General features: G+C 53.6%; 25 protein-coding genes. 10 read left to right on the plus strand and 15 right to left on the minus strand.

What is annotated here, in order from left to right; genetic code table 11:
* Positions 1–3: 3 nt before the first annotated feature.
* On the plus strand, positions 4–2277 hold the full coding sequence (locus EKD02_RS07775; RefSeq protein ID WP_185805720.1) for a ComEC/Rec2 family competence protein: 2274 nt from the start codon (positions 4–6) through the stop codon (positions 2275–2277).
* On the opposite strand, the gene EKD02_RS07780 is transcribed toward EKD02_RS07775, so the two are convergent.
* The 5 genes from EKD02_RS07780 to EKD02_RS07800 form a co-directional block, all read right to left on the minus strand.
* Positions 2258–2530, minus strand: a complete 273-nt coding sequence (locus EKD02_RS07780) for a hypothetical protein (RefSeq protein WP_011889949.1) — start codon at positions 2528–2530, stop codon at positions 2258–2260. The two genes, EKD02_RS07775 and EKD02_RS07780, sit on opposite strands and share 20 nt — an antisense overlap.
* Positions 2527–3093, minus strand: a complete 567-nt coding sequence (locus tag EKD02_RS07785) for an NUDIX hydrolase (protein ID WP_126384868.1) — start codon at positions 3091–3093, stop codon at positions 2527–2529. The genes EKD02_RS07780 and EKD02_RS07785 overlap by 4 nt, the downstream gene beginning before the upstream one ends.
* Positions 3090–4454, minus strand: a complete 1365-nt coding sequence (locus EKD02_RS07790) for an ABC transporter permease (RefSeq protein ID WP_126384898.1) — start codon at positions 4452–4454, stop codon at positions 3090–3092. The genes EKD02_RS07785 and EKD02_RS07790 overlap by 4 nt, the downstream gene beginning before the upstream one ends.
* A gap of 147 nt (positions 4455–4601) precedes the next feature.
* Positions 4602–5213 carry a 50S ribosomal protein L25/general stress protein Ctc gene (locus EKD02_RS07795; RefSeq protein WP_126342820.1) on the minus strand — a complete coding sequence of 204 codons (612 nt, stop codon included), beginning with the start codon at positions 5211–5213 and terminating at the stop codon, positions 4602–4604.
* Positions 5214–5245: 32 nt separating this feature from the next.
* Positions 5246–6217 carry a ribose-phosphate pyrophosphokinase gene (locus EKD02_RS07800; RefSeq protein ID WP_126342823.1) on the minus strand — a complete coding sequence of 324 codons (972 nt, stop codon included), beginning with the start codon at positions 6215–6217 and terminating at the stop codon, positions 5246–5248.
* 196 nt (positions 6218–6413) lie between these two features.
* Here EKD02_RS07800 and lpxD point away from each other — a divergent pair, with 196 nt between their 5' ends.
* Positions 6414–7469: a UDP-3-O-(3-hydroxymyristoyl)glucosamine N-acyltransferase gene (gene lpxD / locus EKD02_RS07805; protein ID WP_126384871.1), complete on the plus strand. Its 1056-nt coding sequence runs from the start codon at positions 6414–6416 to the stop codon at positions 7467–7469.
* A 13-nt stretch (positions 7470–7482) separates the two neighbouring features.
* Here lpxD and EKD02_RS07810 read toward each other — a convergent pair whose 3' ends face one another.
* The 10 genes from EKD02_RS07810 to EKD02_RS07855 form a co-directional block, all read right to left on the minus strand.
* Positions 7483–7878: a ketosteroid isomerase family protein gene (locus EKD02_RS07810; protein ID WP_011889955.1), complete on the minus strand. Its 396-nt coding sequence runs from the start codon at positions 7876–7878 to the stop codon at positions 7483–7485.
* Positions 7879–8014: 136 nt separating this feature from the next.
* Positions 8015–8704 (minus strand): YiaD family glycine zipper/OmpA-like lipoprotein, encoded by a 690-nt coding sequence (locus EKD02_RS07815; RefSeq protein ID WP_126384875.1) that lies wholly within the window; start codon positions 8702–8704, stop codon positions 8015–8017.
* Between the two features lie 167 nt (positions 8705–8871).
* A complete protein-coding gene (locus tag EKD02_RS07820; RefSeq protein WP_126342833.1) occupies positions 8872–10107 on the minus strand; it encodes an ABC transporter permease in 1236 nt (411 codons plus the stop codon).
* An 11-nt stretch (positions 10108–10118) separates the two neighbouring features.
* On the minus strand, positions 10119–11384 hold the full coding sequence (locus EKD02_RS07825; protein ID WP_011889958.1) for an ABC transporter permease: 1266 nt from the start codon (positions 11382–11384) through the stop codon (positions 10119–10121).
* Positions 11381–12070: an ABC transporter ATP-binding protein gene (locus EKD02_RS07830; RefSeq protein WP_126342839.1), complete on the minus strand. Its 690-nt coding sequence runs from the start codon at positions 12068–12070 to the stop codon at positions 11381–11383. Before EKD02_RS07830 ends, EKD02_RS07825 begins: the two co-directional genes overlap by 4 nt.
* Positions 12071–12082: 12 nt before the next feature.
* Positions 12083–13297, minus strand: a complete 1215-nt coding sequence (locus EKD02_RS07835) for an efflux RND transporter periplasmic adaptor subunit (RefSeq protein ID WP_126384878.1) — start codon at positions 13295–13297, stop codon at positions 12083–12085.
* Between the two features lie 7 nt (positions 13298–13304).
* Positions 13305–14690, minus strand: a complete 1386-nt coding sequence (locus EKD02_RS07840) for a TolC family protein (RefSeq protein WP_126384880.1) — start codon at positions 14688–14690, stop codon at positions 13305–13307.
* A 156-nt stretch (positions 14691–14846) separates the two neighbouring features.
* Positions 14847–15458, minus strand: a complete 612-nt coding sequence (locus EKD02_RS07845; protein WP_244924425.1) for a tetratricopeptide repeat protein — start codon at positions 15456–15458, stop codon at positions 14847–14849.
* A 12-nt stretch (positions 15459–15470) separates the two neighbouring features.
* Entirely contained in the window at positions 15471–16556 is a 1086-nt protein-coding gene (locus tag EKD02_RS07850) for a D-alanine--D-alanine ligase family protein (protein WP_126384882.1), read from the minus strand.
* 7 nt (positions 16557–16563) lie between these two features.
* Entirely contained in the window at positions 16564–16989 is a 426-nt protein-coding gene (locus EKD02_RS07855) for a CoA-binding protein (RefSeq protein ID WP_011889964.1), read from the minus strand.
* Positions 16990–17184: 195 nt separating this feature from the next.
* Here EKD02_RS07855 and EKD02_RS07860 point away from each other — a divergent pair, with 195 nt between their 5' ends.
* The 8 genes from EKD02_RS07860 (at position 17185) to EKD02_RS10170 (ending at position 23904) form a co-directional block, all read left to right on the plus strand.
* Positions 17185–18012 (plus strand): lipoate--protein ligase family protein, encoded by an 828-nt coding sequence (locus EKD02_RS07860; protein WP_244924426.1) that lies wholly within the window; start codon positions 17185–17187, stop codon positions 18010–18012.
* A gap of 3 nt (positions 18013–18015) precedes the next feature.
* Complete coding sequence (gene panB, locus EKD02_RS07865) at positions 18016–18849, plus strand: 3-methyl-2-oxobutanoate hydroxymethyltransferase (RefSeq protein WP_011889966.1); 834 nt, start codon at positions 18016–18018, stop codon at positions 18847–18849.
* A gap of 36 nt (positions 18850–18885) precedes the next feature.
* Positions 18886–19686, plus strand: coding sequence for a CDP-diacylglycerol--serine O-phosphatidyltransferase (pssA, locus tag EKD02_RS07870; RefSeq protein ID WP_126384886.1), 801 nt, complete (start codon positions 18886–18888; stop codon positions 19684–19686).
* A 28-nt stretch (positions 19687–19714) separates the two neighbouring features.
* The gene (gene purS / locus EKD02_RS07875) at positions 19715–19969 is read left to right on the plus strand and encodes a phosphoribosylformylglycinamidine synthase subunit PurS (protein ID WP_011889968.1); all 255 of its coding nucleotides are present in this window, start codon (positions 19715–19717) and stop codon (positions 19967–19969) included.
* 14 nt (positions 19970–19983) lie between these two features.
* Positions 19984–20679 carry a phosphoribosylformylglycinamidine synthase subunit PurQ gene (gene purQ / locus EKD02_RS07880; protein WP_126384888.1) on the plus strand — a complete coding sequence of 232 codons (696 nt, stop codon included), beginning with the start codon at positions 19984–19986 and terminating at the stop codon, positions 20677–20679.
* 12 nt (positions 20680–20691) lie between these two features.
* The gene (locus EKD02_RS07885; RefSeq protein ID WP_126384890.1) at positions 20692–21951 is read left to right on the plus strand and encodes an MFS transporter; all 1260 of its coding nucleotides are present in this window, start codon (positions 20692–20694) and stop codon (positions 21949–21951) included.
* A 115-nt stretch (positions 21952–22066) separates the two neighbouring features.
* Positions 22067–23266 (plus strand): DNA polymerase III subunit gamma/tau, encoded by a 1200-nt coding sequence (gene dnaX / locus EKD02_RS07890; RefSeq protein ID WP_126384892.1) that lies wholly within the window; start codon positions 22067–22069, stop codon positions 23264–23266.
* Positions 23267–23376: 110 nt separating this feature from the next.
* Positions 23377–23904, plus strand: a complete 528-nt coding sequence (locus EKD02_RS10170) for a DNA polymerase III subunit gamma/tau (protein WP_244924427.1) — start codon at positions 23377–23379, stop codon at positions 23902–23904.
* Positions 23905–24082: the final 178 nt, after the last annotated feature.

Consider the following 24082-nt stretch of genomic DNA (forward strand, 5'->3'; position numbering starts at 1 on the left):
TTCGTGAAAAAAAAGAATATACGAAACATTGCGTTAGCTCCATATCCGTCAGTGCGCCTTCTGGGTTTTGTTGCCGGGGGCGTTCTTGCTGGTTCGTTTTTCCCTGTGGGGGTGGAGGTATGGTTTGGTATGGCTCTTGCTTCGCTCCTTGCGGTTGGGGGGGCACTGCTTTATGAATGGTTCTTGTCCCGTTCCGGCCGCTCCCTTGCTGTGGGCCGTTTTCCCCTTCCTGTGAGCACCATTCTCTTCCTGGTTCTGGTTTTTACCGCTTTTGCCGCTTACGCAGATCTCCGTTTCAATCATGTTCCCCGAAACGGCCTTCTTCCTTTTGCGGGTAAAAGCATTGTTCTCAGTGGAAGGGTGGAGAGCCGTCCTGTGGTTTCCTCTTCGGGAACCCGTTTTCAGATGGAGGTTCGCGAGGTGTTTGATGATGGGGATGCAACTGAACTTTGCGATCGTGCGGCTGTTCATGTGCGGGGTGCCGGGAAGGGTGAGCTGCAGATTCGGCGGGGAAGCCTTGTGCGGGTGAAGGGGAGTGTGACTGCTTTAGGCGGTGCCGGAAACCGGGGGGAGTTCAATCCGCATCAAGCCTCCCGGCTGAAGGGTGTGTCGGCATCGGTTTTTGCTGTTGGAGTGTGGCAGGTGCAGAGCGATGGAGAGAGCGGGGCGGGGTGGTTTGAGCGTTTTCTTGTTGAGCCTGTTGCCCTCTATCTTGAGAATGCACTCAAGACCCGGGTTTCCGGGGGGCGGGAACGCTCGTTCATGGCCGGAGTTCTTGCCGGACAGCGCGACCAGCTCTCCCCTGAGCTGGAGCTGGCGTTCCGCCGGACCGGTACGGCTCATATTCTTGCGGTTTCGGGGCTCCATGTCGGTCTTCTGGTTCTGGTGGTGAATCTTCTTCTCCAGCGGCTCAAGTCTGCTGCATGGGGGCGCTGGGCTGCAGTTGCCCTTACCGGGTTCATTCTGCTTGTCTACACCATGGTAACGGGTGGGGCTGCTTCGGTTCGGCGCGCCTCCATTATGGCAATGGTGGTACTTACCGGGGCGGCATCAGGCCGTCAGTCGTTTTCCCTCAACGCTCTTGCTTTGGCCGATGTCATCATCCTGTTTCTTGATCCGCTCGACCTGTTCAGTCCCGGTTTTCAGATGAGCAATGCGGCTGTGCTCTCCATTCTGCTGTTCAATCCCCGTCTCAATCAGTTGCTCAATCGCGGAGGCGGCGGAGCCGGACGGCGCATCTGGCGGTTTGTGAACTCAAGTCTTCTCCTTACCCTTGCGGCTTCGCTTGGCGTGGCACCTCTCATTGCGTGGTACTTCGGTACTTTCTCACTTATTGCCTTTGTGGCCAATTTTCCTGTTGTTCTTTTTTCCTCTCTGATGCTGTATGCGCTGTTCGGAATGCTCCTGCTTAATCTGGTGTCTGCTGCAGCGGCTGGTGTGCTTGGAGCTGCGGCACAGTTTTTTGCAGCGCTTGCTCTCGATTCTGCCTCTTTTTTCAGCAGCTTTCCTTTTGGGGTGGTCAATTTCCGTCCAGCCGCATTTGAGCTGCTTCTTTTCTTTTTTCTGCTTCCTGTACCGTTTTTCTTTCTGGTGCGGAATCGGTGGAAAGAGGGTGTGGGGGTGCTGCTTGTTGCCACCAACATCCTCGTCTGGCAGGCTCTCTTTTTCCCCCCCGCCGCTTCTCCTGCCTTCCTCAGCGTCAATCTTGGCAGGAACCTCTCATTTCTCTTCTCTTCAGGCTTTGAGAGCATTCAGATTGATGCGGGGCGGAAACCCTCGGATGGGGAGCGTATCGGGCGACAGGAGGCAGGTTTCGGTTTTTCGTCCCCCTCAGCCCTCGTTCAGCTCTTTTCACCCGATTCGCTTGTGCTCGGGGCCCCTTCCCGGCACCATGTTCTCCGGTCCGATTCTCTTCTTGTTCTTCCTTCCGTTGTGATTGCCCGCCCTGCGGGGAGGGTGGTAAAGCTCTGGAGCCGCCGCCATTCTATACTGATGGCTTCGGGTACCGGGAGTCTCCAGAAGAGCGAGCTGTTCCGTGCCGATACAGCCGTGCTGTGGATTTACAGGTTTGGTCTGAAGCAGCAGAGGGAGCTTGCTTCATGGCTGGAGTACAGCCGGCCTAAGCATTGCCTGCTTGTGCCCGGGGGTTTTTTGAAACGGGTCGACAGAGAGATGCTTCGCCGGTTCAGCAATGAACGGCCGGGGGTGGAGTTCCGTTCAAAAGAGCGGCAGATGGTGGTTTGGCCGGAGGAGGCGCTCAGTTTTCGGGGGGAGTGAAGAGGCCTTGAGAAACCTGACTGTCAATGATTGCGGCAATCTCTTTTGAGAGCCCCGGTGGGTTCAGCTGTCTGATGACCTTGGCTATCGTGTAGATTTTCCCTTCAAGGGGAAGGAATCTGTTGACCACGACAACCCGGTTGTCATGGACGCGGCATTCACCGCCCAGAAAATTCCCTTTTTCGTAGCGGAGTGAGTAGCCGAGCTCTTTGATGGCGGTTTCAAGCAGTGTGAGCTGTGCTGTTTTTTTCATGCCTCTCCCCTCTGCATCAGGTATTTGAGAAGGGGGGCAGCATGGAGCGACTGCAGTATCTCTCCGTCATCAAGAATCCGGCAGAGTTTTTCATGCGAGACAGGCAATACGCTGATCTCCTCTGTTGCGTCGAGATTCTGAGCGCCGAGGATTTCAACTCCTTCTGCCAGAAAGGTTGTGGTGATGTTGTTCTGCAGTGCGGGATTTGCGCTGAGCTCCATCCACTGACGCCACCGTCCTCCGCCATACCCGGTCTCTTCCCTGAGCTCCCTTTTGGCTGCCTGAAGAATGCTTTCGCCTGCCTGGTCGTGCACACCTGCGGGAAGTTCGTAGAAGACCTTTCCTATGCCGTGCCGGTATTGGCGTATCAGTACCACCTCTCCTGTCGTGGTTACTGGTATGACATTGCACCACGGGGGAAATTCCTGGACATAGTAGTCTTTGATGATGCGCCCGTTTTCAAGCTGGACGCAGTCTTTTCGTACGGTGAACCATGGTTCCCTGTGCATGTAGACGGAAGTAATGGTTTTCCAGTCTGCAGGTTCGCGGTGAAGTTGTGTCATGACTGGCCTCTCATGCGCGGGTCGAGGGCGTCGCGCACCCCGTCTCCCAGAAGGTTGAAGCAGACCACGGTTGTGAGAATGGCTATGCCGGGAAATGTGGAAATCCACCAGTGGTTGAGCAGGCTGTCGCGCCCTTCGTTGATGATGTTGCCCCAGCTGGGAACAGGCGGTTGTACGCCAAGTCCAAGGAAGGAGAGTCCGGCTTCGGTGAGGATGATGCTTCCGATGCGCAGTGTGGCGGCGATAATGACCGGCGTGAGGGTGTTGGGGGCGAGGTGACGGAAGATGATTCTCATGTCGGAAAGACCCAGCGAGCGGGCTGCCAATATGAACTCCTGCTCTTTGAGTGAGAGCACCTGGCTGCGGACAATTCTTGCGACCCCCATCCAGCCGGTGAAGGAGAGGGTAATGACGATGAGGTAGATTGAGTTGCCGAAGGTGGCAATGATGATGAGAATGAGAAAGAGTGCGGGAAAGGCGATGAGGACATCGACAATACGCATCATCACGGCGTCGACCCAGCCTCCGAAATAGCCTGAGCTTACCCCAATAACGGTGCCGAGGCTGACGGATATGAGCACCACGAGAAAGCCGATGGAGAGGGATATTCGGGAGCCGTAGATCACTCTGGAGAGAATGTCGCGGCCGTACTGGTCGGTGCCAAGAAGAAAGGTTCGGGTAACTTTGTACTGTGGTCCTGCAAGCTCTGCCAATGGAATGGTTTTTGTCCGCATTCCCTGACGGTAAACGGCATTCCGGGCTTCTTCATGGACGGAATTGACAAAGCGGATGGCGTGGGGCTCATTGCGGGTTTTGAGTTTCCTGAAATCACTGATGAGGGTGTTGGCCATCCATATCACGCTGCCTTCGCCCTTCTGCATGGGAATTTCAAGGGTTTTGGGCTGTTTGAGCACCAGTGCATCAATTCTGCTCAAGGGGGGCTGGTAGGCGGTAACCAGAAAGTCCTGCTGGTCATAGGGGCTGAATGGGGCAATGTAGGGGGCCAGAAATGCGACGGAGTAGAGGATAAAGATGATTGCCGAGGCAATCAGTGCAATTTTCTGACGCATGAACGCCCGGAGGCTGATTTTACCGAGGCTGAGTTCGTTTTTTTTACTTGTGGATTCTGCGGCTTTTCCTGAAAGCCTTTTGAACAGAATGGCACAGAGAATGACGATGGCAATGAGAAGGTAGAGGGCTGCAACCCAGAACTGGGTTATTTCGGATGTGAATATCTGCTGCAGCGTTTCGGGCGCGGTCATCAAAAGGGCAGCTGCGAAAAGGAAGGTGCGAATGCTGAGGACGAAAAGGTCCCACTGGATGAACAGGACGGAGAGCAGTGCTGCAAGAGAGAGGGCCATGAAAATATTCAGGCCATGGCGGCCGTCTGTCTGTTCTGTTTTCACGCTGTTGCAGATGGCTTAGAGGATGTGAAATGCGGCGGAGTGCGAAAAGAAAAAGCTGCTTCTCTGTTCAGGGGAAGCAGCTTTTTGCAGTCATGCTGTACTTCAGGCCTCTGCTTCAGGAGCGGCAGCGGCTTCAGGAGTTTCTTCGGTCTCAACCTCAACCTTGGGGGCAACAACGCTCACAACCGGAGTTTCGGGATCAATCATGATCTCAAGATTCTCGTAGGATTGGGCAGGGATGTCTTTGACATGCACAATGCTGCCGATTTCCATATCGGTGATGTCGATGACAAGATGGTCGGGCATGTCGGTCGGTTTGCCTTTCAGCGTCAGGTTGTGACGCAGAATCTGGAGTTTGCCGCCCTTGTCGACACCGACTGATTCGCCGGTAACTGAAACAGGCACATCCATTTCAATGACCTCATCGGCAGCAAAGAGCTGGAAGTCGGTATGGATGATTCTGTCGGTGACCGGGTGAAACTGTACTGCCTTGATAAAGGAGCGTTTCACCTTGCCGTCAGGAAAGCGGAGGTCGATGATGTGCGATTCTGCGGTGTGAACCAGTTTGTTCAGTTCAAGCTCGTTGACGCTGACTGCAACGGTCTCTTCACCTTTATGGTAGACAACTGCCGGTACATTGCCGCTTTTGCGGATTTTTTCGGCGTCGTTCTTTTTGATGATTCGGGGCTGAACCCCAAGTACGGTAGTTTCCATGCTCTTTCTTTCTCTCTTTTTACGCTTCTGGTTTAATGATTGTTCGTGATTTTCTGGGTGATGTTCTTGCTGTCAAACAGGCAGCTGACCGAGTCGTCCTCATAGATTCTCTTGATGGCTTCGCCAAAGAGATTGCTGACGGTAACCGTCTCGATTTTTGGTGAGAATGCATGACCTGTTACAACAGAGTCGGTCACAATGACCTTTTCCAGTACAGATGCGTCAATGCGTTCAATTGCCGGTCCTGAAAGAATGGGGTGTGTGGCGGCGGCGTAAATGTCAAGTCCGCCTGCGTCCCGTATTGCTTTGGCTGCGTTGACAAGGGTGCCGGCGGTGTCAATCATGTCGTCAACCAGCAGGACATTTTTCCCCCTGACATCGCCGATGATGTTCATGACTTCGGCCACATTGGCTTTGGGCCGCCGTTTGTCGACAATGACCAGGTCGGTGCCTAGTTCTTCGGCAAATTTTCTTGCGAGTTTGACGCCGCCAACATCGGGGGAGGCTACCACAAGATTGTCGCGGAATGCCTTGTGACGGACATGTTCTATAAGAACGACGCTGGAGTATAGGTGATCAAAGGGGATGTCAAAAAACCCCTGAATCTGTGCGGCGTGCAGGTCCATGGTAAGGATTCTGTTGGCGCCTGCCTGGGTGAGCAGATTGGCCACCAGTTTTGCCGTAATGGCTACCCGCGGTTTGTCTTTTCTGTCCTGGCGTGCATATCCGTAGTAGGGGAGGACTGCGGTGATTCTTGCGGCCGAGGAGCGTCTTGCTGCGTCAATCATGATGAGGAGTTCCATCAGGCTGTCGGCCGGCGGGTTGGTCGACTGGATGATGAAGAGGTCCGAGCCTCTGATTGACTCGAAATAGTTGACCGAGATCTCGCCGTCCGAGAAGTTTTCCACCTTTGCATCGCAGAGGGGCATGTCAAGATAGGCGGCGATTTTTTCTGCAAGTGCGGGGTTGCTGCGGCCTGCAAAAATTTTAATGGGTTTTGCCATTGTGTCCTGCATATTACAGATGAAACGGATTATATTATGGCATTACTTATCAAAAGCCCCTTCGCCATCCTCTGACAGCCAACATCCATAAATCAAATCCGAAAAGCGGTTCAGGGACTTCAAATATAGTGAAAACGGCTTACAAAATAATTATTTTTTTCCTCTTTTTACAAGAGAACAGACAAGCAGCAACGATATGACCATACAAGAAATACAGGCGTACCTGACAGAGTTTTTCGATTCCGTTGAACTTGTCGGAAGCGGTAAGGGCGAGATTTCGGCTCCCGCAAAAATCGAATCGGCCGGTGCGGGCGAGGTGAGTTTTATTGCCAATGAGAAATATCTCCGTTTTCTGGACGAAACCAAGGCTTCTCTTGTTATTGTCCACCGTAGCGTCAATGTCGCTGATTTTGCCGAAGGGCGTTCGTTTCTGAAGGTTGCAGACCCCTATACGGCTTTTGTTTTTGTTCTCAAGAAGTTTTCGCTCCCCCGAACCATTGCAGCTCCGGGCATAGCCCCGACAGCGGTTATCGGTGAAGGGGCTGTCATGGGCGAGGGGGTCACTGTTGGCCAGTACGCTGTTGTTGGCGACCGGTGCCGGATAGGCGCCGGCAGCATCATTGGGCCGCATGCTGTCATCATGCATGATGTTGAGATTGGCGAAGGGTGCACGATTTTTCCCCATGTTGTCTGTTATGACGGTACCCGTATCGGCCGAAGGGTGGTGATTCATGCCGGAAGCGTGATTGGTGCGGACGGGTTTGGTTTTGCCCCGCAGGCTGACGGTTCCTATGTGAAAATTCCCCAGATGGGCATTGTGGAGATTGGCGATGATGCCGAAATCGGAGCCAACGCAACCATAGACAGGGCAACAATGGGCAGTACGGTTATCGGCAAAGGGGTCAAGGTCGATAATCTGGTGCAGGTTGCCCATAACTGCCGCATAGGAGAGCATACGGTCATTGCCGCCCAGGCCGGCATTTCAGGCAGCGTCATTATGGGCCGGCAGTGCATGATAGGTGGGCAGGCTGGTTTTGCAGGTCATCTTGAGCTTGCCGACAGGACCAGCGTTGCCGCTCAGGCGGGGGTTTCAAAATCATTTCTTGAGCCTGGTACAGCGCTTCGCGGCTATCCGGCCCAGCCGATGCGCGACCAGCTGCGCCATGAGGCGATGCTTCGCCATCTGGGTTCAATGAAGGATCGGCTTGACGAGCTGGAGCAGCGGTTACTGAAACAGCCTCACGGGGCCTGATTCTCCTTTCGTTTCAGGAGAGGTTTCTGGGTACCTGTGAGGAGTGGTGGTGGATGATCGGCTGCGGAAGGGACAGGTCGACAACGAAGCTGAATCGGGAAGGGAAAGAGAGAAGCACCTGGTCCACTTCAAACTCAAACGAATAGATGCCGCTGATGGTGTGGACGGAGTCGCTGTGGCTCTGTGTTCTCAGCGCCTTGCTGTGGAGCCTGACGCCCATGCCCTCACGGGTTGCGAGCTGGCGGAAGTATTCTGTTATCTTTTCGGGGCCTATGACCGTATGGGGTGAAAATGTCGGCACAAGCACCGCATGCTGGTTGTAGAGTGCTGCGATTTCATCAGGCTTTCCGCTGCATACACGGGTTACCCACTGATAAAGGATCTCTTCTGCTGTCTTGAACGGGGCCATGAGTCGCTTCGTTTGAATGGGGAGAGATAGCTGGTAAAAATGTACGCATTTTTGTTTTTTCCTCTCAAAAAAAAAGCTCCCCGAACAATGCCGCTGTTCTGCAGAATTGTTCGGGGAGCTGTGCCGGTTTCCCCTACTACATCTTCAGTTCGCCGGAAGCCGCCTGGTTTTTCAGTTCGTCGTTTGCGCTTATGAGCACTTCAACCCGACGGTTGAGTCTTCTGCCATACTCTGTTTCATTGCTTGCAATTGGCCGTGTTTCACCGTACCCGACCGGAGAGAGACGGTAGCGGGATACACCATACCCGGCAAGCAGGTTTGCAACCGATTCCGCGCGCCGTTCTGAAAGAGTCTGGTTGAGGCTTTCGGCGCCGACGGCGTCGGTATGCCCTTCAATAACCAGATTCGTGTTGCTGTAGCGGTTCAGGATGCGGGCAAGTTTTTCAATGTTGTACCTGCTCGTTGAGGTGAGGGTTGATGAGCCTGTGGAAAAGAGGATGCCTGAGTCAAAGACGACCCTGATGCTTTCGCCAACCCTCTCAACCCTTGCGCCTTCAACCTGGCTGTCAATTTCTTCTGCCTGTTTGTCCATATAGTTCCCGATCAGTGCACCTGCTGCGCCGCCTACTACGGCTCCTATTGCGGCGCCCTGTACCCAGCTGCCGGTTTTGCTTCCAATGAGGCCTCCCAGAACCCCGCCGGCTGCTGCTCCGATTCCGGCACCCCGTCCCGTGTTTCTTGTGGACTCGCATCCCCAGGTGAGCGATGTCATAGCAAGGATGAGGAGGAGGGTGATGGGGCGTTTCATGGTCTGTAGATGTGTCATGGCTGTGTTGGTTGTGTTGCTGGAATTCCCCTTCTGCTGATTTTGTATATAAAATACATAATGAATGCCATTCTTTCCCTCTCTGCAGCAGAAAAAATGGTTGCCGCCATATATTTTTTTTAGACGACAGAGGGGGTGAATTCTTGCGGTGTGAAAAAGCGGGTGCGCTATTTTCCTTTGAGCGCCTCGACCGGGTTGAGGTTTGCGGCTTTCCAGGCAGGAAAGAGGCCGAAGCCGATGCCGATTGCCGAGCACACGGCCATGGAAATGGTTATCCAGAGCAGCGGGAAGATGGGAGGCAGGTTGAACTGCAGGGCAACCAGATTGCCGGTTGCCGTGCCGGCGGCGGCGCCGATGAGGCCTCCTGCAAGAGAGAGGATGAGGGCTTCGAGAAGAAACTGGCGGAGAATGCTGTTTTGGGGAGCCCCAATGGATTTGCGTATTCCGATCTCTTTTGTCCGTTCGGTGACGCTGACCAGCATGATGTTCATGATGCCGACTCCTGCAGTGAGCAGTGCCATGAAGCTTATGATGAATGCTCCTGTACTGATGGCCCGTTCAATGTCGCGGAAGGAGTCGATAAGTGATTCATTGGTTCTGATTTCAAAGTCATTTGGTTCCCGGATGGTCAGCCCTCTGGTGATGCGCATTGAGCCGACTGCATGATCAAGAGTTCGGGAGTAGGTTTTCCGTGATGAGGCTTCAACTGTTATGTTGATGCTGCCGCTCTCTTTGACATGGTTCAGATAGCGGGTGATGGGAATCAGGAGGAAGTTGTCCTGGCTTTGACCGAAGGCGGCTCCTTTCTTGGCAAAGATACCTGAAACTCTGTAGACTTCGCCTCTAACCCGTATGGAGTGGTTGAGGGGGTTTTCGCCCTGGGTGAAGAGGGTTGCTGCGAGTTCGCTCCCGATGACGGCGGCGTTTGTGGCATAACGGATGTCGTTCGTTGTGAGGTTGCGCCCTTTCTCAATCGGATAGCCGTTGGAGGCCGAAAAGTTTTCATCGCCTCCTGTCAGCACAACATCGGGGTTGGTTGTCCTGTCGGCATATTTGGCCTGGTTTGCCTGCGATGAAAGCATGAATCCTATGGTGCTGGCTTTGCCTTCCATGGTTTTCCGGAAGACAAGCGCCTGGGGGTAGGTGATGTCCTGCCTGTTGATGTACTGGTTTCGCCGGTGTCCGCTCCCGAATACCGTTGCTGGATATTTCTGTATCTGGAAGGTGTTTGCTCCAAGGCTGGTCAGACCGGTTTCAACGCTTTTGTTGACAGCCTCAAGCGCAGTCATGACGCCGATGATGGAAAATACCCCTACAGCAACCCCCATGACGGTGAGAGCTGAACGCAGCCGGTTTGCCCCGAGCGAATAGAGGGCCTGCCTGATGATTTCACGAAACTGCATGCCGGTGGTTCCTATTCATAGCGCAGAGAGTCTGCAGGGTCAAGTCTTGATGCGTTGACGGCTGGTGCCAGACCGGAAATTATTCCGGTTGCAACGGAGACGACAAGGCTTGCAAAAACAAGGGCCGGGGAGAATTGTACGGGAAAATCGGGGAGTGCGGTGGCAATGGCCCAGGTCATGAGGAAGGAGGTCACAAGACCGATGAGCCCTCCGATCAGGCAGATCATGACCGATTCAATGAGAAACTGCATGAGAATGGTGTTTCTTCTGGCACCAAGGGCTTTGCGCAGTCCTATTTCCCGGGTCCGTTCCTTGACGCTGACGAAGGTGATGTTCATGATGCCGATGGCTCCCACAAAGAGCGACATACCGGTAATGAAAATGCCCGCAGCGGCAATGCCGTTTTTTATCGGATCGAGCTGGCTTTTAAATGCTTTTTGTTCATTGATGGAAAAATCGGCCTCTTTTTGAGGCGGGAGCCGCCGTATCCGGCGCATGATGCCAAGCAGTTCGGCTTTTGCATCGTCAACCTGTTTCTGGTCACGGATTTTGACTCTCAGGGTGACAAACCCTTTTTTCCCGAATGTTTTTTCAAATGCGCCCAGCGGCATGATGACCTGATTGTCAAAACTGAAGAGCCCGAGGAATTTTCCCTGTTTGCGGAACACTCCAATCACCCTGAAGCGGCTGTTTTTCATTTTGATGATGTTGCCAACGGCTTCCCGTTCCCCGAAAAGCCCTGTGGCTATGTCGTCGCCGATGACGGCTACCATTGTGCCTGCAGCGGATTCCGTCGGGGTGAAGAACCGACCGCTGGAGAGGTCTCCCGATGCTGTTTGGGGGTAGCGGTAGCTGGTGCCGAGTGCAAAAGCCTGTTCGATGGTAAGGTCGCGGTATTGTACGGATGCCTGATAGGTCGACATCTGGGGTACGGCAACGAGGAGGTTTGAGTTGGGGTTGTCCTCAATGGTTCGGTTGATGGCCTCGGTGTAGCTGGTTTTCAGGTCAGCCCTGTTTCGGTACCGCCACCATTGCCCCATGGTACTCCATGAGGATTTCTGGACATAGATGACATCGTAGCCTAACATGGCGAGGCTTTTGTCAAACCCCCGGTCTATGCCGTTGATGGCTGTTCCCATCATGGTGATGGCCACAATGCCGATAATGACGCCCAGTGCGGTAAGGAATGAACGGATCTTGTTCGCCCTGATCTGGAACAGGGCGATATGGAGGCTTTCGGCGGTTTCATACCGGAACTGTTTGAGGCTCCGTTTCACTGTTTCTTGTCGCTTTCGATTCTGCCGTCTCTGAGCCGGATGATTCGGCGGGTGTAGAGGGCTATATCCTCTTCATGAGTGATGAGGATGATGGTGTTGCCCGCTTTTGACAGGTCTGAAAAAATCTCCATGATATCCTGACTTGTTGCCGTATCGAGATTGCCGGTCGGCTCATCTGCCAGAATGATTGAGGGGTTGTTGATGAGTGCCCTTGCTATTGCAACACGCTGTATCTGGCCACCGGAGAGTTCGGTCGGTTTGTGGGTTATCCTGTCACCAAGGCCGACTCTGTTGAGTGCTTCTGTGGCGCGTTCCTCCCGTTCCCGGGGGTTTACTCCTGCATAGATGAGGGGAAGTTCTACATTGCGCAGGCAGTTGATGCGCGGCAGGAGGTTGAAGGTCTGGAAGACAAATCCTATTTCACGGTTTCTGACCCGCGCAAGTTCATCGTCATCCATTTCGGCTACATTCTGGCCGTTGAGAATGTAGGTTCCGGAGGTGGGGGTGTCGAGACAGCCGATGATATTCATCAGTGTCGACTTTCCGCTTCCCGAGGGGCCCATGATTGCTGCGTAGTCGTTTTTCAGGAATTCAAGATCAACGCCGTCAAGTGCCTTGACAGTCTCTTCTCCCATAGAGTAGTGGCGCTTGAGGTCGCGCATGGTGATGACCGGTGATGTCTCCATTGGGGCCTCTGGTTATTCCTTGAGGGTGACTTTCATTCCATCCTGCAGCTGTGTGCTGATTGCGGTGTAACTGCCTGAAACAACCTCTTCACCCTCTTTGAGTCCTGTTGTGACGATGATGTGGGTGTTGTCGGTCGTGCCGGTTTCAACGGGCACGAAATGGGCTTTGGCGCTGCGGATGACAAAGACGCCCTGACGGCTCTCTTCGGCGGCATCTGCTTGTTGTTTTTTTGCGGATGTGGTTCTAAGGGTGAGGCTCTGAATTGGAACGGCAAGAGCGTTGTTCACCCGCTCGGTTTCAATGTCGGCCGTGGCGCTCATGCCGGGTTTGAGAAGGCGCTGGTGGTTGAAAATCCGGATTTTGACGGAAAAATTCGTAGCCTCTTCCTGCGTTCCTGCTGCTGTTGAAATAGCCGAATTGGCTATTTCATGCACCCTGCCGCTGAAGATCCGGCTTCCGTATGCATCCACTGTAACTGAGACGGGGTTGCCGGTATGGACATTGACAATGTCGTTTTCATTGACTTCAACCTCTACCTGCATGCTGTCTAGGTTGGCGAGCCGCATTACCTCTGTTCCCGGGAATTGACCTGTACCAACTACCCGTTCTCCGAGTTTGCTCGTCAGGGAGATGATTGATCCTGTGATGGGGGCCCGGACAACGGTTTTTTTGAGTCTGTCCTGATTCTGTTCAAGCAGGCTTTTGTTCTGCGCAATGGCGTATGTTGACGACTGATATGCGGCACGGGCGGCATCCGCATTTGTTTTGGAGGCCAGATAGTCGGTTTCGGAAATGAGTTTTTCCTCGTAAAGCAGCTCAGCCTTGCGGAAGTCGTCGTTTGCCTTGAATTGGCGTGAGCGGGCTTCAAGGCTCTGGGAGCGGGCCTGGTTCAGCTGGGCCTGGCTCTGTTCAACCTGGTTGAAATAGACATCGGGCTGGATTTTGAAGAGGAGCGTTCCTTTCTCGACGCTTTGGCCCTCTTTGACGGGGAGTTCAATAATTTCACCCGATACATCGGGGGATATGGCCACATCGGTTTCCGGCTGGATTTTTCCCGTTGCGGTAACAATGTGCACAATCTCTTTTCTTGTGGCCGGTTCAACCGTAACCTCAATGGGTTTTTCCCGGAAAATGAAGAGTGATGCAAGAAGTACCACTGCTGCCGCTGCACCGGTGGCTATCGTGAGGTATCGCTTTGTTTTTGCCGTGTTCTTTTTCTTGGCCATTGTGTGTTCAGTCTTGTTGTACGGGGGGCAGGGGTATGCTTCCTGTGGTGTAGTCGAGAATGTTTTTCTGCAGCGCCAGATTGTATTTGGCCCGCGTCAGGCTGGAGCGGGCTTCGAAGAGAGTTGAACGGGCGGCGGAGAGATCCACAAAGCCTGCGGCTCCGAGTTCATATTTTCTCCTCACGGCGTTCCATGCGGCTTCCGCTGCTTTCAGGCTTGTTTCAGCCGTGATGATTTCGGTTCGGGCTGAGTTGTAGTCTCCAAGCTGCTGCTGGATGTCTATCTGTATGGTGCGTTGAAGGTCGTCATAGTCCTGCATGCTGTTCAGATGGCTGATTTTTGCTGCCTGAACGGCGTAGCCGGTCTGGAATCCATCAAAGATGCTCCAGTTGAGGTTCAATGAGACGGCGTAGTTGCCCGAGTTTTCAAGTTGCTCCTGAATGGTGGGGGAAGCATTTTTTGTATATAAGGGTGACGAGCCGCTGAGGTAGCTGGTTCCTCCTGTGCCCACACTGAAGGATGCGTCAAGTGATGGCCAGCGAGCGCCGCGCGCCGAGGTGACTTTCCATTTCAAGGCTCTGGCGTTCCGTTCACTGGCTTTCAGGTCTCTGCGGTTGCGGAGTGCCCGGGCTGTGAGTGAGTCGGCGCTGTTGACGGGAAGATCTGTGCCGAGGGCGGGTGGATCTGCCAGTCCTATCGTGCTTTCGGGGTCTATCTGCAGGCGCCGCAGCAGTTCCAGTGTGCTGCGGCGTGCGCGTGATTCCGCCTGAATGAGGACAAGCTCCCGGGAGGCGGTTTCAGCCTGCTGCTGGTAGAGGTCGGTCATGGATTTCAGCCCTACCTCAAACTGCCGCCCGGTCAGCTTCAGCTGGTCTCTTGATGAACGGAGGTCTTCGCGGGCAATCAGCATCAGTTCGCCTTCAAGCAGCGCCTGGTAGTAGCTCTGGGTAATGTCGTAGGCTATTGTTTCGTATGCTCTTGCCAGCGTGTGACGGGCCGATTTCTTTGCGCTGAGAGCGGCTTTCAGTGAGGCGTAGTCGCTCAGCCCGTTGAAGATGTTGAGGGTGGCGGTCAGTGCGAGGCTGGTTGACTCGATTTTTGTTTTTGTGTAACCCTCGGAGGTTGTTGACCAACTCCTCTGCATGGTAGCGGGGGAGTATGAGGCGGAGGCTGAAACATGGGGGAGAAACTTTCCGTAGTTCCTCAGCACATCGCTTCCACTCAGTTTCAGTGCCCGTTCTGCCTTTATCCCCGATGTGGAGTTTTGCAGCGCTATTTGGACGCACTCTTCCAGAGTAAGGTTTTTTGCGTTGTACTCTTCTGCCGCCCCTCTGGCGGGGTATGAGAGAATGAGTGCAAAGAGTGAGAGCAGGAACAGTGTTGCTTTGGTCAAGGTCTCTGGAATTCCCGTTTTGATTTTCTATGCGAATGAAAGCGTCTCTGTTTGTTGCGAAATATACGCAACGGATATCTATACCGATAAACGGGGTGAATAGTTTCGTTCCGGCTGCTATGGATTGGAGCGATGAACGGTTTGTGGGAAAATCGTTCAGAGCCGCTCGAGGAGTTCGTCAATCTGCTGGCGGTAGTGCTCAGCGCGGGTGGGGTTCAGCTGAATCAGCATGGTGTAGGTCTTGATGGACTTTTTCAGAGCACCCTGTTTGCTGAAGAGGCGTGCGAGGCTTTCGGTCGGCACTTCAATCGCTTCATCGTCGGCGAATGGGATTTTCTGCTCGGCAAGCGTTGTTGGTTCGGCGGTTTCGGAATCCAGTGAAGGCTGGAACTGCATCAGTGCAGCTGAAAGTTCTTCAAGCTCAATGGTCAGAGGGTCGGGTGCGGCCTCTTCCTGGTCTGGAGATGTTCTGCTGGTATGTGAGGATGTTTGCAGAGAGCTGTACAGGGCGACAAGTTCCTTTTTTGCAATCTGGTTTGCGGGAGCAAGGGCGCAGCATTTTTTCAGGAGATCAAACGCCTGCGGGAGGTTTCCCGTACCTTTATGGGCCCGTGCAAGGAGGAGGGTGAACAGGTAGGAGCCGTCAAAATGGGAGATGAGGGGGGTGAGGCGCTGAAGGGCGAGCTCGTGCTCGCCCCGGGATATGTCGAGCGATATCTCCGCAAAAAAGAGATGAGGGTCTTCCGGCGTCATCTGGTTGCTCTGCATGGGTGTGGGGGCTCAGGTTTTTGCTGGCTGTTCGGGTTCAAGGGCAAGCTGCAGCAGGCGGTCGCAGAGTTCGGGGAATGCTATGCCTGCGGCTTCCATAAGCTGAGGGTACATGCTGATGTCGGTGAAACCGGGAATGGTGTTGATTTCGTTGAACACCACCTGTCCGCTCTTTTCATCAACAAAAAAGTCGACCCGCGCCATTCCACGGCAGCCGAGTGCCCGGTATGCGGTGAGCGCATCCGCCTGTACTCTCCGTGAGAGTTCTTCGGGAAGTCTTGCCGGTATGAAGAGTTTGGCTGTGTTGTGGATATACTTGTCGTCATAGTCGTAGAAGTCGCTGCCGGGTTCTATTTCACCGCATGCTGAAGCTATCGGGTCGTTGTTGCCCAGAACGGCCACCTCTATTTCCTTTCCGTGCATTGCCTGCTCAATGAGTACTTTTGTGTCAAGGTTGCAGGCGTGGGCAAGCGCTTCGGGGAGTTCGCCCTGCACGCTGACTTTTGAAATGCCGACAGAGGAACCGAGATGTGCCGGTTTGACAAATACCGGATAGATCAGGGTTTCGGGTATGGAGCTGAGGATTTGTTCGGGGCTCTTTTCCCAGTCGCCGGCAAGAACCGTAACCCCGGGGGCGACGGCAATACCTGCTTCACTGACGCAGAGTTTGGAGAGTGCTTTGTCCATGGTGAGGGCGGAGGCTGTGACTCCGCAGCCTGTATAGGGGATGGCGACGGTGTCGAGAAATCCCTGAATTCTCCCGTCTTCTCCATAACTGCCGTGAAGGATTGGAAAGGCGATATCAATGCCCGCGAAGGTAAAGCTGAAGGGCTGCTGGCCCGAGGAAAGAACCATCTCCTGCAGTTTGAGCGATGCGGCGGCGGTGCCCGATTTTCTGATGAGGGCAGCGATGTCCAGCTCAAGAATTGATGAGGCAATGCCTTCGCTGTACCAACGGCCGTTGCGGGTGATGTAGATGGGCACAACCCTGTAGTGGTCGGGGTTGATGTGTCGGGCCACAGACTGTGCCGAAATGATTGAAATTTCATGTTCGGCTGAGCGGCCTCCGAAGAGAAGGGCGACGGTGACTTGTTTCATGATGGCTTCAGAGGAAAAGACGCTGGTGTTCAACGGAGATGCATCTGTTTTGAATAACCTGAAGCCCTGCCTGTCGGGCTTTTTTGGCGGCGGTGTCATTGATGATTCCAAGCTGCGTCCAGATGACTTTGGCCCCGATGGCTATGGCCTCATCCACAACCGGTTCAACATCAGCGGGCTTGCGGAAAATATTGACGATCTCAATGCTTTCTTTTACCTCGGGCGGAAGGAGTGTGAGTGAGGGGTAAGAGGTAAGACCGAGAATTTCCTGATGGCCGGGGTTTATGGGGACAATGGTGTATCCCTCAGCCAGCATATGGCGTGAAACGGCATTGCTTGGCCGTTCGGGTTTTGGCGAAATGCCCACAACTGCAATGGTGTGGTATTGTTCAAGAATGCTGCGTATATCGGGGCTCTCCATTGAGTTCTCCATTTCTGTGTTGTGGTTGTCGGGGAGGGAGAGGATGTGCTCTCTTTTGAAAAGCAAAATAGTGCGGGTGGGGTTGAGAAACAATGTATGGGTATAAAAAATGCATGGGTTGCCGGCAAGTTCTTTTTCCGCTATCTTTGAAACCGATGCTTCCCCCTCAGTTTTCCGGTAATGATCAGGTACAATTTTTTGACTACTGTGGCCCCCCTTTTTTCCGCGCTCTATTTTGTTGATACCGGTCCTGGTACCGGGGCGGAGAACATGGAGTGCGACAGGCTGTTGCTTGAGGCATTTTCCGATGGAAGATTTCAGGATCGTTACGGGGAAGGGTCCGCTCTCTGGCGGCTCTATGGGTGGCGGCCGCATGCCATCAGCCTGGGGTACAGCCAGGATGCTTCAGCCATTGACGCCCTGAAGTGCCAACACGAGGGGATAGATGTGGTCCGCAGACCAACGGGAGGCAGGGCAGTGCTGCATGCGGATGAGTTTACCTACAGTTTTTTTGCTGACTCCCCTGAGCCCAATGCCGAACTCTACCGCTCTGTTCATGAGGTCATCAGACTTGCTCTTCTGGAGCTGGGAGTCGATGCCGAGTTCTGCCGTTCCGCTCTTCTTTCAAGGGGTTCGGGCAGAAGTTCTCTGCCCGCTGCATGTTTCAGTGCCTCAGCCCGGCATGAACTGCAGGTCATGGGGCGTAAACTGGTTGGTTCGGCACAGCGAAGAAGTGGCAGGGCGCTGCTTCAGCATGGCTCTCTTCCTCTTTCAGCGAGACATGGTGATCTTTCGGACTATATTGCATTTCCGGAGACGGACTGTTCCGGAAGCATGAAGCAGGAGCTTTTGAGAAAAGCTGTTTCGCTTGAGGAAATTCTTCCCCGATGCCCCGGGCATAATGAACTTGCGGAACGGCTGAAGGATGCGGCTGAACGCCATTATGGCATGCGGGCGGCAGTGCTCGGCAGTGAGGAGATTGATGAAGTCATCCATGGCCCCGTTCCGGGCCGTCCACTATCCAGAAACCCATGAATCATGAAAGAGAACGCAGAGCAGAAATCGGGACATGTGACCACAAGACGGCTGCTTGACATGAAGCAGAACGGAGAAAAGATTGCGGTGCTGACCGGCTATGACTATACCATTGCGCGGATTCTCGACCGGGCCGGCATTGATGTGATTCTTGTCGGTGATTCGGCCAGCAATGTGTTTTCGGGTCACACGACCACGCTTCCCATTACCGTCGATGAGATGATCTATCATGCCAGGGCTGTTGTGAAGGGTGTGCAGTCTGCTACAAGCCGGGCGATGGTTGTTGTTGACATGCCTTTCATGAGTTATCAGCTTTCGGAAGAGGAGGCTCTGCGCAATGCGGGCAGAATAATGAAGGAACATGAGTGCGATGCCGTCAAAATGGAGGGAGGAAGCTCCATTGCCGCAACCGTCAGGAGAATCACCGATGCAGGTATTCCTGTTATGGGTCATCTGGGGCTCATGCCTCAGTCCATCTACAAGTATGGCAGTTACAAGGTGCGGGCACAGGAGGGGGCGGAAGCCGAAGAGCTGATGAAGGATGCTCGCCTGCTTGAAGAGTCGGGGGCTTTTGCCGTGGTGGTTGAAAAAATCCCTTCGGCCCTTGCCGGAGAAATTGCCAGATCGCTGACCATTCCTGTCATTGGAATTGGAGCCGGTGTAGAGTGTGACGGGCAGGTGCTCGTCATTAATGACATGCTCGGCCTCAACAGGGAGTTTCATCCAAGGTTTGTGCGCCAGTATGCCGATTTGAACACGATTATAGAAGATGCCGTCGGCCGGTATCTTGAGGATGTGCGGAGCGGAGATTTCCCTTCGCCTGAAGAGAGTTATTGAGTTTTATTTCCCCATTGTTGTCAATGAACCGGTTTTATGGATCAATCCCGCATGAAGCAGGGCAGGAAAAAGTATCCGCCTGCCCTGAAGCCTGATCAGGAAGGTGGCCGCCAGCGGTTTCCTTTCGTTTCCCGCTCTTTTTTCCCCTCTATTTTTACCGTCATGAACATGGTTTCGGGGTATATGTCCATTGTGATGTCGGGCGAGGGAAGTTTCATGGCGGCCAGCTGGTTTATCATACTGGCTGCTTTTTTTGATACGATTGACGGGTTTGTCGCCCGAGTGATCAATGGCACCTCTGATTTCGGTGTTGAGCTTGATTCCCTCTCGGATCTTGTATCCTTCGGAGCAGCTCCTGCCTATCTGGTGTACAAGTTCGGTCTGGAGGGGATGTGGGGTATCGGTGGGGTTGCCCTCAGCGCTCTTTTGATGGTTGGCAGCGGTCTTCGTCTTGCCCGTTTCAACATCAGCATGATAGGCTACAGCAAAGAGTCTTTTTCAGGACTTCCCACACCTGCCCAGGCGCTTACCATTGCGGGTTTTGTGCTCTGGATGCAGAATGAACAGTTTTTTGGTCTGGATGTGATGCCTCCGGTACTTTCAGTGCTTACTGTAGTCCTTGCGCTGCTGATGGTGAGCAGGGTCAACTATGATGCGCTGCCCAAGCCGACCCTCGACCTTATCCGCCGTCATCCCTTTCAGGTGGCTCTTTACGCACTTGCGCTTTTCTGTGTTCTTGTCTTTCAGACGAAGGCTTTTTTTCTGGCCATGTTGTTGTATATTCTGCTCGGAATTCTACGCTCCCTGACCTTCTCCTTCCGTCAGTGGATAGCTTGATTTTTTTCAATCAACCTCTCTGTTTGCTATGGCATATACCGCAAAGATAACGGTGACCCTCCGTCAGTCCATTCTCGATGTCCAGGGAAAAGCCGTTGAGCATGCCCTTCTCAATCTCGGATACGGGTCTGTGGGTTCAGCAAGGATAGGCAAGTATATCGAGGTTCTCATCAATGAGGTTGAACGGGGTGAGGCTGAACGGATCTGCAATGAGATCTGCCTGAAACTGCTCTCGAATCCGGTTATGGAGAATTACTCCTTTGAGCTGGAACAAGTCAATTAAACACTGCTCTGAATATGGCTGATATTACCGTAGGCGTTGTTGTCTTTCCCGGTTCAAACTGTGATCACGATACCATGCATGCCGTCGCCTCGTTTGACGGGGTGAAACCTGTCATGCTCTGGCACGGTTCCCATGACCTGCAGGGCGCAAAGGCCATTCTGCTGCCGGGCGGGTTTTCCTATGGCGATTATCTCAGGGCCGGTTCGATTGCCCGTTTTTCACCCATCATGAAAGAGGTTGTGGAGGCTGCCGGCAGGGGTATGCCGGTGCTTGGCATCTGTAACGGCTTTCAGGTTCTGCTGGAAAGCGGTCTTCTTGAGGGCGCGCTCTCCAAAAACCGCGACAAGAAGTTTCTCTGCTGCGACACCTTCATCAAGCCGGTGAACTGTTCAACCATGTTCACCAGTCTCTATCAGCAGGATGAGGTTCTCAGCATTCCCATTGCCCATGGTGAAGGCAACTACTTTGCTCCGCCGGAGACTGTTGCCAGCCTTCTGGAGCATGATCAGATTGTGTTCCGATACTGTGACGCAAACGGAAAGGTAACCGACGAGACGAACCCCAACGGCTCCGTCAACAATATAGCCGGCATTGTGAACCGCGCCGGCAATGTGCTCGGCCTCATGCCGCATCCGGAACGCGCCAGCGAGAAGCTGCTCGGCTCCGATGACGGACGCAGGATGTTCGAGTCCCTTTTCAGGCAGCTGTAAACATTGTTGCCTGTGACACTGAAACGACATGTGTTTTCCTGGCTTCTGTTTGACTTTGCCAACACCTCGTTCAGCGTGATGATGGTCACCTTCGCTTTCCCTCTCTACTTCAAGAATGTCATCTGCGGTGGCGAGGCATACGGCGATGCCCTCTGGGGTGCTTCCATCAGTGTTTCCATGCTGCTTGTCGCCGTTGTTTCCCCTGTACTCGGAGCTTCGGCAGATTACTCCGGGAGGCGAAAGCGCTTCCTTTTCTCTTTTACCATTCTTTCGGTAGCCGCCACAGCCCTCCTCTCCTTTGCCGGCCCGGGCATGGCGGTCTATGCGATTCTGCTCTTCGTGCTTGCCAATATCGGTTTTGAAGGCGGGCTTGTGTTTTATGATTCCTATCTCAAGGAGATCACCTCCGAAAAAAGCATTGGACGGCTTTCTGGCTACGGATTCGCGATGGGCTACCTTGGAGCGCTCTCTATTCTTCTTCTCATGCGTCCTCTGCTTGAGGGGGGCATTTCGGCACTCAATGCTTCGAATGTCCAGATGAGTTTTCTGCTTTCCGCTCTGTTTTTTGCTCTCTTTGCCGCTCCGATTTTTCTTGTGTTCCGCGATGAAAACAAGCGAGTTGGGTCTATACTTTCTGTTGAGGCGGTGCTTCGTTCGTTGCGGGAGGTGCGCCATACGGTGACCCATATCATGAACTACCCCGATCTTTCCCGTTTTCTGCTGGCCTATTTTTTCTACAATGACGCCATCCTTACCGTCATTGCGTTTTCATCAATCTATGCCCAGAACACGCTTCATTTTACAACTTCCGAGTTGATCGTGTTTTTCATGCTGGTGCAGACCACCGCCATTGCCGGTTCCGTGATTTTCGGCTTCGTGACCGACAAAATCGGTCCCAAACGGACCATTGTCATAACACTCTGTATCTGGATTGCCGTTGTCCTCGGAGCCATTGTTCTTGAGGGCAAAGAGTCATTTTTCATGGTCGGGATGCTGGCTGGAATGTCCATGGGTTCCTCACAGGCGGCTTCCCGTTCCATGATGGCCCGTCTGACACCCTCCACCCATGTGACCGAGTTTTTCGGTTTTTACGACGGCACCTTCGGCAAGGCATCTGCGGTTGCGGGTCCGCTTGTCTTCGGCCTGGTTTCTTCAGGGGCCGGCAGCCAGAAGGCGGCACTGGCTTCGCTGCTTGTTTTTTTTGTTGCGGGCATGGTTCTGCTGACAAGGGTCCGCTCGGTATCGGCTCTTGGAAGCGGGGCGGGGAAGTGAAGAGAATCCTTCGGGTTTGAGAAAAATTGTTCATATTCAAAGACATGAGTGTAACAGTAACCCACAATGACGGCAGGCATCGTACCGGCCGCAGAGGGAGCAACAGGAAAGAGGGATGAGTTATCAGGTCATAGCCCGTAAATACAGACCGGCGAAATTTGCCGACATTACGGCACAGGAACATATTACCCGCACCATACAGAACTCGCTGCGCATGGAGCGCGTTGGCCACGGCTATATTTTTTCAGGGCTTCGCGGTGTGGGCAAAACCACTGCGGCACGGGTGTTTGCAAAAGCGCTTAACTGCCAGCGGATGATTGAAGATGCAGACTGGCTGCGTGATGTTACCGAGCCCTGCGGAGAATGCGAAAGCTGCCGCGATTTTGACGCCGGTACCAGCATGAACATTGCGGAGTTTGATGCGGCTTCCAACAACAGCGTTGACGATATCCGTACCCTTCGCGACAATGTCCGTTACGGTCCCCAGAAAGGCCGTTACCGGGTATACATTATCGATGAGGTTCACATGCTTTCCATTGCGGCATTCAACGCATTCCTGAAAACGCTTGAAGAGCCTCCCCCGCACGCCATTTTCATTTTTGCCACAACCGAACTGCACAAGATACCCGCAACAATAGCCTCCCGTTGCCAGCGCTTCAACTTCAAGCGCATTCCTCTGGATGCCATCCAAACTCAGCTGCAGGGGATTTGTGAGGCCGAAGGCATCAAAGTGGACGCAGACGCATTGCAGCTTGTTTCCCGCAAGGCGCAGGGCTCCATGCGTGACGCACAGAGCATTCTTGACCAGGTGATCGCTTTTTCTTCAGAATCAGGAGAGGGCATCAGCTACCAGGGGGTGAGGGAGCTGTTGAACTACATTGACGACGAACAGCTGTTTGCCGTAACAGATGCCATTACCGGGCACGACGCGCCGGGGATGATTGAGGTTGCCCAGTTTGTCATTTCCAATGGCTATGACGAGCAGGATTTCCTTGAAAAACTCATTGAGCATCTCCGCAATTTTCTGATGGTGATCAATCTCCGCTCCACCCGTCTGGTTGAGAGGCCTGAGGGTGTGAAAGAGCGCTACCAGAAAGAATCAGTCAATTTCACCCCTGCTGCTCTTATGCGGATGACTGCGTTTCTTCTCGACACGCAGAAAGAACTGAAGTTCCAGTTTGAATACCAGTTCCGTTTCGAGCTTGCCCTTCTCCGGCTCCTTGAGCTTGACAGGCCTTCCAGTGAGCTCCAGCCGGCTCCCGTTGAATCGGGGGACTCAAAAAAAAAGCCCCTGAGCAGCCCGCACCAGCCCTGAGCCGGGAAACGCGGCGCCGGAAACCCGAAAAACCAGCCCTGAAGCCGGTAGTAGAGTGCTCTCCCGCATCGGCACCCCTTCCTGAGCAGGTCGCTCCAGTCACCCCTTCTGTGCCACTGCAGAGAGCAGCAGCAGCTGAGCCCGGTTCCGGAAATCTTGACTTGGGGTCATGGCAGAAAAAGTTTACCGGATATGTTGCAAACCCGGTGGCCGGAGCCGCCCTGAAACCCGAAGATGCCTCCCCGGCCAATACTCCGGACAACAGGCATACGGCCGATCTTGATGCCTTGAGGGTAGAATGGGTCGGGTTCATTGAGCACATCAACCGGACCGGCAACACAGTGCTTGGAACGCACCTGCTCTCCTGTGAACTTCTCTCCTGCACACCTCAAGGTGTTGTTGCCATTGCCTGCTGCCGAAAATTCTCCTGCGAAGAGCTGATTGCCGACGCCTCCCTCCTGAAAAAAGAGCTGACAGCTTTTTACAACCGCCCGCTCAGCCCCCGCATCCGTTATGACGCCGACCGCGACGCCTGCACCAGGGAGAAAAGCGTCTTCACCCTCTTCCAGGAACTCTCAGTAGCAAACCCGGTGGTCCAGTTCCTCGTCACTGAATTCGGAAGCGAACTCATCTACTGACCCCCCCATCCCAACCTTCCCCAAAGCTACCCTCTACCGGATTTCGTTGGAGGACGATATGAGTTTTTTCTTCTCGCATGGCATTGCTGGGTTATTCACGATATTCAACAACGTTATATAGTGCTTGTACTCAAATGGGCACGATTCATAATATCCTGTTGTAATATTAAAGGGAGTC

The organism is Chlorobium phaeovibrioides (assembly GCF_003968655.1).
In the GTDB taxonomy this organism is placed as follows: Bacteria; Bacteroidota; Chlorobiia; order Chlorobiales; family Chlorobiaceae; genus Chlorobium; species Chlorobium phaeovibrioides.